This is a genomic window from Stutzerimonas stutzeri (assembly GCF_024448695.1).
Taxonomy (GTDB): Bacteria; Pseudomonadota; Gammaproteobacteria; order Pseudomonadales; family Pseudomonadaceae; genus Stutzerimonas; species Stutzerimonas stutzeri_T.
In genome coordinates this window covers 40,405-54,017 of record NZ_JAMOHY010000004.1, presented here as the reverse complement: position 1 = coordinate 54,017, position 13,613 = coordinate 40,405, and the positions used below count along the sequence as shown (strand labels likewise).

General features: G+C 61.5%; 10 protein-coding genes. 3 read left to right on the top strand and 7 right to left on the bottom strand.

All coding sequences use genetic code 11. From position 1 onward, the window contains the following. The first annotated feature begins 14 nt into the window (after window positions 1–14). Together NAV32_RS05410 and NAV32_RS05405 are read left to right on the top strand one after the other, a co-directional pair. Window positions 15–608, top strand: coding sequence for a DUF4124 domain-containing protein (locus NAV32_RS05410; RefSeq protein WP_256051778.1), 594 nt, complete (start codon window positions 15–17; stop codon window positions 606–608). A 211-nt stretch (window positions 609–819) separates the two neighbouring features. Further along, window positions 820–2,295: a DUF3360 family protein gene (locus tag NAV32_RS05405; protein ID WP_256051777.1), complete on the top strand. Its 1,476-nt coding sequence runs from the start codon at window positions 820–822 to the stop codon at window positions 2,293–2,295. Between the two features lie 119 nt (window positions 2,296–2,414). Here the strand turns inward: NAV32_RS05405 and NAV32_RS05400 are convergent, their stop codons facing one another. From NAV32_RS05400 to NAV32_RS05380, 5 genes are all read right to left on the bottom strand, one after another. Further along, window positions 2,415–4,043 (bottom strand): diguanylate cyclase, encoded by a 1,629-nt coding sequence (locus NAV32_RS05400; RefSeq protein ID WP_256051776.1) that lies wholly within the window; start codon window positions 4,041–4,043, stop codon window positions 2,415–2,417. Next, the gene (locus NAV32_RS05395) at window positions 4,036–4,422 is read right to left on the bottom strand and encodes a response regulator (RefSeq protein WP_256051775.1); all 387 of its coding nucleotides are present in this window, start codon (window positions 4,420–4,422) and stop codon (window positions 4,036–4,038) included. The genes NAV32_RS05400 and NAV32_RS05395 overlap by 8 nt, the downstream gene beginning before the upstream one ends. Beyond that, window positions 4,419–6,818: a PAS domain S-box protein gene (locus NAV32_RS05390; protein WP_256051774.1), complete on the bottom strand. Its 2,400-nt coding sequence runs from the start codon at window positions 6,816–6,818 to the stop codon at window positions 4,419–4,421. The genes NAV32_RS05395 and NAV32_RS05390 overlap by 4 nt, the downstream gene beginning before the upstream one ends. Before the next feature lie 33 nt (window positions 6,819–6,851). Continuing rightward, window positions 6,852–7,238, bottom strand: a complete 387-nt coding sequence (locus tag NAV32_RS05385; RefSeq protein WP_256051773.1) for a response regulator — start codon at window positions 7,236–7,238, stop codon at window positions 6,852–6,854. Window positions 7,239–7,329: 91 nt separating this feature from the next. Further along, complete coding sequence (locus NAV32_RS05380) at window positions 7,330–10,245, bottom strand: PAS domain S-box protein (RefSeq protein ID WP_256051772.1); 2,916 nt, start codon at window positions 10,243–10,245, stop codon at window positions 7,330–7,332. Window positions 10,246–10,524: 279 nt separating this feature from the next. Between NAV32_RS05380 and NAV32_RS05375 the strand changes: the two genes are divergently transcribed. Then, window positions 10,525–11,523, top strand: coding sequence for a GGDEF domain-containing protein (locus NAV32_RS05375; RefSeq protein WP_256051771.1), 999 nt, complete (start codon window positions 10,525–10,527; stop codon window positions 11,521–11,523). Between the two features lie 55 nt (window positions 11,524–11,578). On the opposite strand, the gene aguA is transcribed toward NAV32_RS05375, so the two are convergent. Continuing rightward, window positions 11,579–12,676 (bottom strand): agmatine deiminase, encoded by a 1,098-nt coding sequence (gene aguA, locus NAV32_RS05370; protein WP_256051770.1) that lies wholly within the window; start codon window positions 12,674–12,676, stop codon window positions 11,579–11,581. A 2-nt stretch (window positions 12,677–12,678) separates the two neighbouring features. After that, window positions 12,679–13,560 (bottom strand): N-carbamoylputrescine amidase, encoded by an 882-nt coding sequence (gene aguB / locus NAV32_RS05365; protein ID WP_256051769.1) that lies wholly within the window; start codon window positions 13,558–13,560, stop codon window positions 12,679–12,681. Between the last annotated feature and the right edge of the window lie 53 nt (window positions 13,561–13,613).

Sequence of the window (13,613 nt, the reverse complement as noted above, 5' to 3'; positions counted from 1 at the left end):
CCTGGAGTTTCGGCATGCGCAAACCGCCAGTCATTCGCTCGTTATTGATGCTGGGCCTGCTGTTGCCTGTTTTGGCGACTGCCGCTGAACTCTATCGTTATGTGGATGATCGTGGCGTGGTCGTGCTCGACCGGCATGGTGTTCCACCGCAGCATATTGGTCGCGGCTATCAGGTGCTCAACGAGCAGGGGCGCGTTATCCGGGAGGTTCCCCCGGCGCCTACGGCTGAGGAGTTTCAGCGGTTGCAGGCCGACAGGGCGCGTGCCAGCGCAGATGCGCAGCTGTTGCGGCTGTATGCCAGTGTCGAGGATGTGGAGCGGGCCGAGGCGCGCCGGCTTGCCGAGCTGGACAGTATCATCGGCCTGACCCAGGGCAATCTGCAGGCGCTGCGCAGCCAGCAACGCAATCTGCAGAAGCAGGCAGCCGATCATGAGCGGGCTGGGCGTGGCGTCCCGGAAAATCTGCTGGCACAGATCGCCAACATGGAGCAGGAGCAGGCCAGTCTGCAACGGGATCTGAAGCGATACGAGACGGTCCGTGCCGAGGCGCAGATCAGTTTTGCCGGTGATCGCCAGCGGATTGCCGAGCTGCTGGGGAAAACCCCGTAAAGGCTAGGTTCTCTGCCTGTTCCCGCAGCGAAATCACGTCGGATCTTTCTTTCTGCAGTAAAAAAGCAAAGCGCGCAAAGCGTTGCTTGTGCAAATGCATAGCTTGCTTGCTATCACATCGACCGCTCTAGCTCAATTGTTTCAAGGTCGAGGTGAGTTGCCTTGAATCAGCCTGTACCGTTGCAGCCTTTTTTTGGTATGGCTGATCATCATGAATGATAGGAACCTAAGCAGTTACCAGGAGCTCCACAAGCCAAAGGAAAATTTTGCCACTCGCTCGGAATATCTCGAGCATGAGCTGGAGATCATGGCACCGAAACGGTGGGGGATTAACCTGCCGTTTCGCGATTACCGTTTCGAGTACGAGGACTGGGTCCCGGCGATGGCGGCAACCATCGGCAAGATCGTCATGGTCGCGGCGATTGTCGCGGCCTTTGCCGGTCCCTTGGGGCTGTCCAACGACTTCGTTATCGAAAACGTCCGTTTCGAGATGCTGATCGCCGCACTCCTGTTCGTGGTGGTGTTCTCCGGTTTTCTTAACCCGACGTCCAACCTGGCGGGTACCCACGGTCCTTTGATTCCCTTGATTCCGCTGATCGTCGCGTCGGGCGGACACCCGATGGCGCTGGGGATCATGGTCGGCGTGCTGGGCTTCACCCTCGGCGTGTTCAAAGGCGGCAGCCTGCTGGCGCGCCTGACCAGTGACGGGGTCTGTGGCGGCTTGCTGCTGTATCTGGGCTTTATCGGCATGACGTCGCAGATCAAGGTGCTGTTCAACTGGGCCAATGGCTTTGACATGGGTTACATCGCCTTCGTCGTGGTGTTCGCGACCATCGTGATGTATGCCTATCTGGAGCACATCCGCCTGCGCTGGCTGGCAATTCCCCTTGGCTGCACCCTGGCGGCGGTGATTGCATTGGCGCTGGGTGCGCCGTTTGAATTTCAGACCGAGCCGGGCATTCCCACGCTCAACCCTGCCTACTGGTGGGGCGAGGATACCGGCTGGCAGTTAGGTCTGCCGGAGCTGCACCACTTTGTCGCGGTATTTCCCTTTGCCGTGCTGGCTGTTGCCATGTGGTCACCGGACTTCCTTGGCCATCGGATATTTCAACAGCTCAACTACCCGCCGAAGGCGCAGAAAGTGCTGATGAACATCGATGACACCATGTGTGTAGCTGCCGCGCGGCAGGTGGTCGGGACTGCGCTCGGTGGCGGCAATCTGGCGTCTTCCTGGGGCACCTTTCTGGTGCCGGCAGCCATCGCCAAGCGACCGATCCCGGCGGGTGCGCTGCTGACGGGGCTGCTGTGTGTGGTTGCCGCGCTCTGGGGCTATCCGATGGACCTGGCGGTCTGGCCGCCGGTGCTCAGTGTGGCGCTGCTGGTAGGGGTGTTCCTGCCGCTGCTGGAGGCGGGCATGCAGATGACCCGTGAAGGCAAGACTTCGCAGTCGGCTGCCATTGTCGTGTTCTCATCGGCGCTGGTGAACCCGGTGTTCGGCTGGTCACTGACCGTGCTGCTGGACAACATGGGGCTGATTGGTGACAAGGAGCACAGTCAGTCGCTGAGCCGTCTGCACCGCTGGATCATTCCGCTGGTGGTATTCGTCGTGCTCTGCGGTGTGATGCTTGGGATCGGCATGTTTCCTGGTATTCCGGCGCTGTTCGAGTCGTTCCGTCTCGATCTGTGACATGCTGATTCGGCAATAAAGCTGCCAGGTCCTGTCAAGGTGTGAGCCTTGCAGGACCCGCCACAGGAGGCGTCCGCCTCGACAAGGCCCGGCAGTTCGCCTGCCTTGTGGATTCATTCTTACCGCGCTATCTGAACCTGGTTACGGCCATTGTGCTTGGCGACATAGAGCGCCTGGTCGGCGCGTTCGAGCAGGATTCCGGGTTGGGTCTCGTCGCTGGTTTCGCTGATGCCAGCGCTGAGCGAGACACTAAAGGTGCGCGGGCCGGCATGAAAGCTGAGTGCTGCAAAGCGCTGGCGAATTTCGTCGAAAATGACCTTGGCCTGCTTGGCGCTGCATTCAGGCAGTACGGCAACGAACTCTTCGCCACCATAACGGCCCAGGCTGTCGATACGTCGCAGGCGCTGGCGTAGCAGATTGGCCAGGGAACGGATGACGTTGTCGCCCGCCGCGTGGCCATACTGGTCGTTGACCTGTTTGAAGTGATCAAGGTCGAGCATCACCACGCTGGTCGGCTTGCCGCTGCGTTGCGCGCGCTGCGCTTCGAGAATCACCTGCTCCTTGATATCGGCATGCTTGAGCAGGCCGGTAAGGCTGTCGCGCGACAGCGCGGTGCTCAACGAGCGGGCGCGCTGGGCATGGGAAAATACTGCGGCGATCAGCGCGTTGTCGCTGATCGGCTTGGTGATGAAGTCGTCGCCGGCCTTGAGCAGTGCGGCCATCTGTCGGTTGATGTCGGTTTCGGCGGACAGATAGATGATGGTCAGGCGTAGCCATTCATCATTCAGACGGATCATCTGCGCCAGCTCGGGGCCGGAACAAAGCGGCATGTTGACATCCAGCAGCAGCACTTCGGGATTGAATGCATGCAGGGTGTCGAACAGCTGGCTGGGATCGGTAAGCGTCTGCACCAGCATCTGCGAATTGCGCAGCACCAGGCTGTAGCGCGCCGCGAGGTCGGCATCGTCATCGACGATAAGGATGCGGTAGGGCTCGCTCTGTTGCAGGTTCAGGCACTGCTCCAGGCTGTTTTCCAGCTGCGTGATATCCACGGGCCGGGTGAAATAGCCCTGCGCTCCGGCGCGCACCGCGGCCAGCTGGCTGTCAAAGTCGCTGCGCTGGCTGATCACCAGCAGTGGCAGCGGGGTATCCAGGCTTTGCTGCAGGTCGCTGATGGCGGCCAGTTCGTTATCGTGCTGGCTGACGATCAGGGCGTCGGGCAGTTGTCCCTGGATGGCGGTCTGCACCTGTTCCGGCTGGGTAAAGCGCAACACGTCGTAGCCGAAGTTTCCCAGCGTCTGGCACATTTCATGGCCGGCATCAGGGTCGCTTTCGAGCAGGAAGATACGGCAGCCGGCCTGGAGCTGTTCGTGGCTTTCGGGGAGCGTGTCGGGCAGGTTTTCGGGTGGGCGGGTCTGGGTTTCGGCAGTCCACAGGCGGATTGCTCGGACAAAGGCGGTAAGGGCCTGGCCGCTGGGTTTGGTGGCTTCCAGCCAGCGGTCGGCGCGCTGCTCAAGCAGGCGCGCCTGCTGGCCGAGGGTGGTGAAACCGAAAGTGCCGGCGGTGCCCGCGAGCCGGTGCAGGCGTTCGTGGATGACCAGCATCAGTTGTCGGCGCTGCTCGCCCTCACGGGTCTGCTGCAGGGCTTCGGCAAGCTGATCGAGCTCCGGCAGTTCCTGCTGCAGGCGCTCGGCAAACCTGTCGGTCAGTGCTTGCAGCTGGCTGTGCAGCGCTTCGGCGTTACTCATGTTCGGCTTCCCATATTGCGTTGAGCTGTGACGCCAGTTGCAGTGGATCGAAGGGTTTGAGCAGCAATTGGCGAACCCCTAGATGGCGCAGTTCGGCCAGCTCGGCAGGTTGCTTTTGCCCGGTGAGGAGCACCACTGGCGTGCGTTGCAGGTCGACCAGTTGCGAAAGTTGATGCAGCAGTTCAATACCGTCCATCTGCGGCAGTTCGACATCCAGCAGAATCATGTCCGGATCGAACTGGCGGACCTGCGCCAGTGCTTGGGCGGCACTGGCACAGCTGAGGATCTGGAAGCCACCGAGCTTCTCCAGGGCGATACGGGTCACTACCTGGATCGAGGGTACGTCTTCGACGTGCAGGATGCGCTGCAGAGGCTTCATGACGGCTGCTCACTGGCGGTCTGACAGGGCAGTTCGATCCAGAAGCAGGCGCCCGCACCGGGCGTGGAGTCGAACCCTATCTGTCCATCCATGTGTTCAGTCAGCTCCTTGCTGATGGCCAGGCCGAGGCCGGTTCCGCCCTGCTGGCGTGTATCGGATGAGTCCGCTTGGGCAAACTTGCTGAAGATCCGTTCGCGGAAATTGTCGGCGATGCCCGGTCCCCGGTCGCGGACGCTGATACGCACCCGGTCTATGGCAATGCTTTCAGCAAACAGGTCGATACGCTCTCCCGCCGGTGAGAACTTGGCCGCGTTGGATAGCAGATTGCTCAATATCTGTACCAGCCGCATCGTATCCACCCTGACCTGCACCGACGGGCATTCGCCAAGCCTGATGCTCACAGTGTAGCTACTGGCGTAGCCCTGGTTGTTGCGCATGGCTTGTTCCAGCAGGGGGCGCAGCGGCTGCCGCTCGAACCTGAAGCGCATCTTGCCGGCGTTCAGCTTGTCGATGTCCAGCAGGTCGTCGATCAGGGCACTCAGGTGTTTGCTGTTCTGGTGGGCGATATTGAGCAGTTCCTGCAGATGTTCGGGCACTTCGCCCATCACCTGGCCACAGATCAGTCCCAGCGAGGCGGTGATGGAGGTCAGTGGCGTACGCAGTTCGTGACTGACCATGGACACGAATTCGCGTTGCAGTTTCTCAATGTGCTTGCGTTCGGTGATGTCGTGCAGGACCACCACCGCGCCGTTTCGCTGACCGTTGCAGGCGTACATCGGGTCGGCATTGGCCAGCACGTGGCGTGCGTTGCCCTGGAGCACGATGGTCATCTCGACGTTGCGGATATGCTCGCCTCGCAAGGCGCGCATCAACGGTACTTCATCAGGGCTTAGCGGTGTCACACCATCGGCCTGGTAGAGATGGTAGTACTCGGACCATTTCTGCGGCGGTAGGTGCTGTGCCTCATTGAGGCCATGCCAGCGGCGTGCGGTGTTGTTGAACAGTGTCAGCCTGCCATCGCCATCGCAGGCAATTACGGCTTCGGAGAGCGCTTCGAGCAGGCGTCGATTCATTTCCTGCTGTTTATCCAGCTCCTGCTGCTCGGCCTTGCGCTCGGTGATGTCGGTCACCAAGCCATGCCAGAGTATCGAGCCGTCGGCCTGGCGCAGCGGTGTGGCGCGCGCTTCGACCCAGATCAGGCCCTTGCGCGGATGGTCGATGCGGTGCTCGAAATGCCAGGGGGTGAGGGTGCTGGCTGCCAGACGGATGCTGGTCAGCAGCCGTGCGCGGTCAGCGGGATGCACCATCGCGTAGATCGGTCCGATACTCGACTCCATCTCGGTGGCGCCCAGGCCGTAGATCGCCTCGACGCCTTCGCTGATGTAGGGAAACGAACTCCTGCCATCGGGACGCCAGCAGAACTGGAACAGCATGCCCGGCACCTGTGCCGCAATCTGCTGCAGACGCAACTGCAGATTTTCCTGATGAGCCAGGTCATAGGCGCTGACGATATAGCCGCGCAGCAATTCGCGTTCGTCATGGATTGCCGAGACGCTGACCAGCACTGGCACGGCTGTACCGTTGCGATGGCGCAGTTGCCATTCATGCATTTCACGCTGACCTTCGAGCAGCGGTGCAGTAAGGACGGCAAAATCCGGGGTGATGGTTTCACCCAGCGCCTCACTGAGCATGGTGGCACGGCGTGCCAGTGTCGCCTGGGGAAACAGAGCCGAAGTCAGGGGATGATCGATCAGCATTGATTCGGTGTAACCGAACAGGCGCTCGGCGGTCGGGTTGACACTCGAAATATATCCCTCGGGGGTGGTCACCAGCATGGCGCTGGCGGCGTTGTTGAGCAGCGCCTGCTGCAGCGCGGCCTGTTCTGCATGGCGTTGGGCCTGCAGGCGCTCCTCGAAAAGCCGCATGATCTGTCTGCTCAGGCGAGCCAGCGCGTCGCGCTGGGAGGCATCGAGCTGGCGTGGCTGGCGGTCGATCACACACAGCGTGCCGAGGTTGTAGCCGTCCGGCGAGGTCAGCGGCATGCCGGCGTAGAAGCGTATGTTCGGATCGTCTGTGACCAGCGGGTTGTGCTGGAAGCGAAAGTCCTGCTGCGCATCGCTGACCTCGAAGAGGCCCTGGCCATCGATGGTATGGGTGCAAAAGGAAATTTCGCGTGGGGTCTGGTTGACCTCCAGCCCCAGGCGGCTCTTGAACCACTGACGATGGTCGTCGACCAGCGAGATCAGCGCGATGGGCGTATTGCAGATATGTGCCGCCAGATGAGTGAAATCGTCGAAAGCGGATTCGTCCGGGGTGTCCAGAATCTCGTAGCGCAGCAGTGCGGCGAGTCGGGACAGTTCGCGAGAAGACGCCGGATTGGCTTTCGGTGACGCCATGTGTGTTCCGTCTCGCTGGACTGAAAAGAAGGCTTAAGGATGGCGGGCTTTCCAGATCGCCTGGATCTGGCTGGCCAGCCGCATCGGGTCGAACGGCTTGATGATCACCTCCTGTGCGCCCAGCTTGCGCAGGTGTTCGATCTCCCCCGGCTGGACCTTGGCGGTCATGAATGCGACCGGAATCCTGTTCAGGTCCACGCGCTGACTCAGCTTGAGCAGGGTTTCCGGGCCGTCCATGCCGGGCATCATCACATCGAGCAGGATGAACTGTGGCGCGAACTGCTCGATTTCCTCCATGGCCTGCTGTCCGGAGGCGCAGCTGAGCACCTCGTAACCGCCGATGACTTCCAGCGCTACCTTGGCCACGGCCTGAATGGACGGGTCGTCCTCCACGTGCAGAATCCGTTTCAGCTGGGTCATGCAATACCTCCGCGGAGCAGGGCCAGTGGGTCGTTCGAGTCAGGCCTGCACAGTTTGCCAAGATCGATTGCCATGCAGGAAAAATAATTCGTCATGACGGCTCGTGAATAGGCAGCTCAAACCAGAAACAGGTGCCCTGAGTACGCTCGGTGTCGAAGCCGATACGCCCGTGCATATGTTCGATCAGCTCCTTGCTGATGGCCAGACCCAGGCCGGTACCGCCTTTCTGACGCGTATCCGAGGAGTCGGCCTGTGAGAACTTCTGGAAGATGCGCGCCCTGAAGGTCTGCGGGATGCCTGGCCCGCGGTCGGTGACGCTGACGCGAATGTGGTTGCCCATACGCTCGCTGCTCAAGGTTACGACTTCACCTGCTGGTGAGAATTTCGCCGCATTGGAAAGGAAGTTCGCCAGCACCTGCTGCAGCCGATGTTCATCTACCGACACCTGCGCAGTCTCCAGTTCGCCCAGCTCGCAGCGCACGCCGTGCTGGTCGAAGTAGCCCTGATTGGCGCACAGCGATTCCTGCAGCAGGGGCGTCAATGGCTGGGTTCGCAGTTGCAGCTGCATTTTCCCGGCGATGAGTTTGTCCATGTCCAGCAGGTCGTCGATCAGCAATGCGAGCCTGATGCTGTTTTGCTGCGCGATGTCGAGCATCTGCCGGAGCGGCTCAGGTATTTCGCCCAGTGCGCCGCCGGTCATTAGCCCCAGTGCGCCGGAAATGGAGGTCAAAGGCGTGCGCAGTTCATGGCTGACGATGGAGACGAAATCGCTCTTCATGCGTTCGATGCGCTTGCGTTCGGTGATGTCGCGCACCAGGCCGATGAACTTGCGTTCGCCGCCATGGCTGATTTCCGATACCCGCAGTTCGATGGTGAAGGTTTCGCCATTGCGCCGAACGCCCACCAGTTCACGGTTCTGTTCCAGAACGCGGCCTTCACCACGCTTCTCGTAGTCGTTCAGATAACCGTCATGGGCGGCGCGGTGCGGCTCGGGCATCAGCATCGACAGGTTTTGGCCCAGCACTTCCTGCTCACCGTAGCCAAAGATGTGTTCGGCGGCGTGGTTGAAGGTTTCGATGATGCCGCGCGTATTGATGATGATGATGGCATCGACCACATTGGCGATCAGCAAGCGCAGATAGCGCTCGCGCTCATTGGCTTCACGCTCGGCCGTGACCCGCGCAGTGATGTCCTGAACAATGGACCAGACCAGCAGGCGGCCATCGGGCCCGGTGACCAGCGCACCATTGAGCAGTACCGGTACCAGCGCCCCGTCCTGCCGGTGCAGCTCCGTCTCGTGGGGGCCGTAGAAGCCCTTGCACAACAGCTGCTTGACGGTGGCATGGCCGTTGCGGGAGTCGGGCAGCAGGTTGCGCACGTTGTATCCGGTCAGTTGCCCCTCGGCGTAACCACTGACCCGCTGCAGCTCGGGGTTCCACTCCAGCAGTTCGCCGTCTTCCAGGCGGCTGAGCATGATGCCCACCGGGGCCAGGCGGTACAGCGAGGAGAGGTGTTCCTGGCTGGTACGCAGGGCTGTTTCCGTGATTACGCGCTGGGTCACATCCCAGATGAAGCCGTCGTACCAGAGCAGGTTGCCCTCGGCGTCATGCAGTGCGCGTCGGTTTTCCTGCACCCAGATAGTTTCGCCGCAGGCATTTATGAGTCGATAGGTGCGCTCGAAATCGCCGTCATCCTGCTCAATTCGGGAGCGGTCGTCCGGATGGACGAGGCTGAGGTAGCTGCGCTGGCCCGGCGTGATGAAATCTCGGGCGGGATAGCCGGTCAGGCGTTCAATGCCGGTGCTCAGGTAGTTGATGGTGCGGGCGGCATCGCTGCCGCGGCGGTAGACCACGCCAGGCAGGTTGCTGACCATGCTGCGGAACCGGCTTTCGCTATCGCGCAGGGCGATGTCGTGCTGGCGCTGGACGGTGGTGTGCCGGTAGAGCAGCCACACCAGCACCAGCAGCAGGACCTCGGTGGTCAGCCAGGCCAGCGCCCATTTTACCAGCAGCAGGCGCTCGGTCAGCCGATGCTCCTCGAATGTCGCTGTGATGTCTCGCCAGACCAGTGCTACGGCCATAGCCGGACGTGACGGATCGTTCAGTACACGGCTGTCGTGCAGGGGTATCTGGTTGAGCAGAAAGCGGCGTCCGTCAGACTCCAGTACTTGTAGCGTGTGGCCCGACTCCGGCGCCAGCAGTGCACGCCGCGCTGCCCAATGCAGAATCTGCGGCGTCGAGTGGGCCTGCAACAGCCAGCCCTTAAGGCCATCGAGGCGGATGCCGACAGGCTGCGTCCAGAACACCTCTTCCAGCTCGGCCTGATTGACCAGAAGACCCAGCCCTGCGTCGAGCTGGTTGCCCAGCGTGGAAAGCTCGGGGAGTATGCCGAAGCCGACTTCCAGCGCGCCGATGACCGGGCTGTCAGGGTCGTCGCTGGCGCGCAGCGGGACGATGGCCCGATTACCGATGCTGTGCCGGCCAATGTCCATGCCGGACATTGGCCGGCCCTGATGAAGCGCCGCATAGAGCAATGGCCGATGATCGGCGACGGCATCACCGAAGGCTTCGGGGTCCTGCATGCGCAGCAGGGCGATGCCGGACTTGCCCCAGTAAATCTGCAACTGCAGCGCCTGATGGTTGCGCAGTGCTTCCCAGGCCGGAGACAGCGCCTGTATCAGGTGCTCGCGAACAGGTTGCAAGTTTGCTCCATCCCACGAAGCTCCCTGGCGCAGTCGTCGATCGGCCTGGCGTACCAGACGCAGTATTTCAGGTTTTGTCGCCAGGGTCGCTGCAATCAGTTCGCCTTGCTGGCGCAGGTTCTGCTGCGCACTCTGGACCGCCAGTGCCTGCAGCTTGCCCTGGTTTTCGTTCTGCAGCTTCAGCACCGCATCGCGTGCAACGTAGTCGTTAAGCGCCAGGCCGCCGAAGAGCATGGCCAGCAACAAGCTGCCAAGACTGAGAAACCAGCGTGGATCGGTGGGGCGGGAAGTACGGGTGATGGGCATGGCACCGGCTGTAGGAATCTGAAAGAGCAAGGGTTTTACGCACTAATGGCTAAATGCTACCTGAGCGGATCATTCTCGCATGCCGTGCGTCGAAACGTCAGCTTCGGAGGTCGATGACCCGAACATCTGTATGGGCTTATGACTCCCGCTTTCCAGTGTGATGATCCCGTGAGGAAATCGCAGTACTCGGAACTTTGCATCTTCGCCACTCTCTGAACTGCGTAGCGTCGTAGCCGGGTGCATTTTCGCCGGTGCCGGACGCCTGTTTGGATGGCAGGTATGGATCCCTTGAAGCAGCAAAGCGGCCTGGCGACTGGAACCGAGCCACCGACCGAAACGCAAACCCTTCTGGGCTTGATGCATGCCCGTGCCGAGGTTGCCCGGCTGAGCGAGCGCGAGCAGTTGTTCAGCACGCTGATGGGCGCTGTCAATGCAGTGCTTTGGGCGTTCGACTGTCAGTCTCGGCAGATGGTTTATGTCAGCCCGGCGTATGAGCGGATATTCGGTCGCCCGGCAGCGTCTCTGCTAGCGGATTTCGATGAGTGGCGCAGCAGTGTCTATCCCGACGATCTGGAGTTTGCCGAAAAGGGCCTGCAGGATGTGCTTGAACTGGGCGCCATAGAAGGGCGTGAGTACCGCATCATTCGTGGCGACGGTCAGCTGCGCTGGATCAGTGATAAATGCTTTGTCGCACGAGGCATCGACAGCACACATGGGCCGATCATCGTCGGCATCGCTGAAGACATCACCGACAAGAAACAGCTCGAAGGTGAGTTGCAACGCCTGGCCACCACCGACGTATTGACCCAGAGCAGCAACCGTCGGCATTTCTTCGAGTGTGCCCAGCGCGAATTCGAGTTGGCCAGGCAGTACGCCACGCCGCTGGCATTCCAGCTGCTGGATATCGATGACTTCAAACGTATCAACGATACCTACGGGCATCAGATGGGTGATCAGGTGTTGCAGCGCGTTGCCCGGTGTGGCGCGGCGGTGCTGCGTCGTGGTGATCTGTTCGGGCGTATCGGCGGCGAAGAGTTTGCGCTGCTGCTGCCAGGTTGCCAGCCTGGTCTGGCCGAGCAGATCGCCGAGCGTCTGCAACGGGAAATCCAGCGTCTGCTGTTTACCACCGGCGACGGCAAGCGTTTTGCTGTAACCATCAGTCTGGGCGTGACCTATATCAGAGCTGGCGATCCCGATCTGGGCGCGCTGTTTGCCCGCGCCGATGCGGCGATGTACACCGCCAAGCGACTTGGCAAGAATCAGGTGATTGTCGGGTAGGGTGGATGTCGCTCTTTACATCCACCGTGGGTGCACCCAGTGAGGCGTGATCACTCTATGGCAGCGGCTGTTGCTGGGTGATGCAATGGATATTGCCGCCGCCCAGCAGAATTTCGCGGCCCGGTACCATCACCACTTCATGCGCGGGGAAAAGCCGGCGAAGGATGGCTTCGGCTTCGTTGTCCTGCGGATCGTCGAAGCTTGGAGCGATGATTCCGCCATTGACGACCAGAAAGTTCACGTAGCTGCCAGCCAGGCGGATCGACGGATCGCGCGGCTGGCTGCCGTCCAGGGCCAGTACGCCGGCACATTCATCGTCGCTGGCATGCAGCGGGCCGGGAATCGGCATCTTGTGTACGGTCAGCGCACGACCCTTGGCGTCTCGCTCGTTCTGCAGCACGGCCATCGCCGCCTGGCAGCGCTCGAAGTTGGGGTCTGTCGGATCATCGGTCCAGGCCAGCAGCACTTCGCCGGGGCGCACGTAGCAGCAGAAATTGTCCACGTGCCCGTCGGTTTCGTCGTTGTACAGACCCTGGGGCAGCCAGATGACCTTGTCGATGGCCAGGTGCTCGGCGAGTACGTTCTCGATCTGCTCGCGCGACAGGTGCGGGTTGCGATTGCGATTGAGCAGGCACTCCTCGGTGGTCAGCAGGGTGCCTTGGCCATCGACGTGAATCGCGCCGCCTTCCAGTACGAAGCCTTCGGTGCGATAGCGAGCGCAGCGCTCGATGTCGAGAATCTTTTGCGCGACCTCGTCGTCGCGCTGCCAGTTGGCATAAAGCCCGCCGTCCAGGCCGCCCCAGGCATTGAAGGTCCAGTCGACGCCGCGCAGGCCGCCCTTGCCGTCGACGACGAAGGTCGGCCCGGTGTCGCGGACCCAGGCATCATCGGTGCTCATTTCCACTACGCGGATGCGCGGGTCGTCCAGTGCTGCACGGGCGGCAAGGTACTGTTCGGCGCTGGCACAGACCGTCACCGGCTCGAAGCGGGCGATGGCCCTGGCTACTGCGGCGAATGCGGCTTGCGCCGGTACGCCCTGTTCGCGCCAGTTATCCGGTCGTTGCGGCCAGACCATCCAGGTCTGGCTGTGCGGCGCCCATTCGGCGGGCATGAAGTAACCGTCGGTGCGCGGGGTGCTGATCAAGGTGGTCATGGCTATTCCGAGGGCTGTGAACCGTCCAGGGTCCGGATGGGGCCGTAGAGGTTGGGCCGGCGATCACGGAACACGCCCCAGGCGCTGCGGATGTGCTCCAGCTGGTCCAGGTCGAACTGGTGTACCAGCACGCCTTCGCTGGTCTGGTCCATCTCCTCGACCTTGGCGCCAAACTGGTCGGCGATGAACGAGGAGCCGTAGAAGGTGATGTCGTAGCCGTCCTGCTCCTCGGTGCCGACCCGGTTGCTGGCGATCAGCGGCATCAGGTTGGCGCCGGCATGGCCCTGCTGCACACGCTGCCAGTGGTCGCGTGAGGTGATGTTCGGGTCGTGCGGTTCACTGCCGATGGCGGTGGGGTAGAACAGCAATTCGGCGCCCATCAGCGCCATGCTGCGCGCGGTTTCGGGGAACCACTGGTCCCAGCAGATGGCCACGCCGATCTTCGCGTAGCGGGTGTTCCAGACCTTGAAGCCGGTGTCGCCCGGGTTGAAGTAATACTTCTCGTGATAGCCGGGGCCGTCGGGGATGTGGCTCTTGCGGTAGACCCCGAGCACCTTGCCATCGGCATCGATGATGGCGATGGAGTTGAAGCGTGCGCGCCCGGCGAGCTCGAAGAAGCTGATCGGCAGCACCACCTGCAGCTCGGCAGCAATTTTCTGGAAATGCTGGATGGCCGGGTTCTGCTCCACTGGTGTGGCCAGCTGGAGGTACTCGGCATTGGGCTTCTGGCAAAAGTAGGGCGTCTCGAACAGCTCCTGAATGAGGATCACCTGCGCGCCCTTGGCGGCCGCTTCGCGGACCAGCTTCTCGGCTGTGGCGATGTTCGCCTGGCTATCCCAGGAACAGGCCATCTGGGTGGCGGCGACAGTAACGGTACGGGACATGGGGGCCTCGCTGAGTTCGGTGTTTCAGAATGGAGTGATTCTAGGCGATGGGG

Bases quoted from the DNA above. Each gene is read 5' to 3' on its own strand.
- NAV32_RS05375 (WP_256051771.1), top strand. From the start codon at position 10,525: ATGGATCCCTTGAAGCAGCAAAGCGGCCTGGCGACTGGAACCGAGCCA.
- NAV32_RS05400 (WP_256051776.1), bottom strand. From the start codon at position 4,043: ATGAGTAACGCCGAAGCGCTGCACAGCCAGCTGCAAGCACTGACCGAC.
- NAV32_RS05380 (WP_256051772.1), bottom strand. From the start codon at position 10,245: ATGCCCATCACCCGTACTTCCCGCCCCACCGATCCACGCTGGTTTCTC.
- NAV32_RS05385 (WP_256051773.1), bottom strand. From the start codon at position 7,238: ATGACCCAGCTGAAACGGATTCTGCACGTGGAGGACGACCCGTCCATT.
- NAV32_RS05410 (WP_256051778.1), top strand. From the start codon at position 15: ATGCGCAAACCGCCAGTCATTCGCTCGTTATTGATGCTGGGCCTGCTG.
- aguB (WP_256051769.1), bottom strand. From the start codon at position 13,560: ATGTCCCGTACCGTTACTGTCGCCGCCACCCAGATGGCCTGTTCCTGG.
- NAV32_RS05405 (WP_256051777.1), top strand. From the start codon at position 820: ATGAATGATAGGAACCTAAGCAGTTACCAGGAGCTCCACAAGCCAAAG.
- NAV32_RS05395 (WP_256051775.1), bottom strand. From the start codon at position 4,422: ATGAAGCCTCTGCAGCGCATCCTGCACGTCGAAGACGTACCCTCGATC.
- NAV32_RS05390 (WP_256051774.1), bottom strand. From the start codon at position 6,818: ATGGCGTCACCGAAAGCCAATCCGGCGTCTTCTCGCGAACTGTCCCGA.
- aguA (WP_256051770.1), bottom strand. From the start codon at position 12,676: ATGACCACCTTGATCAGCACCCCGCGCACCGACGGTTACTTCATGCCC.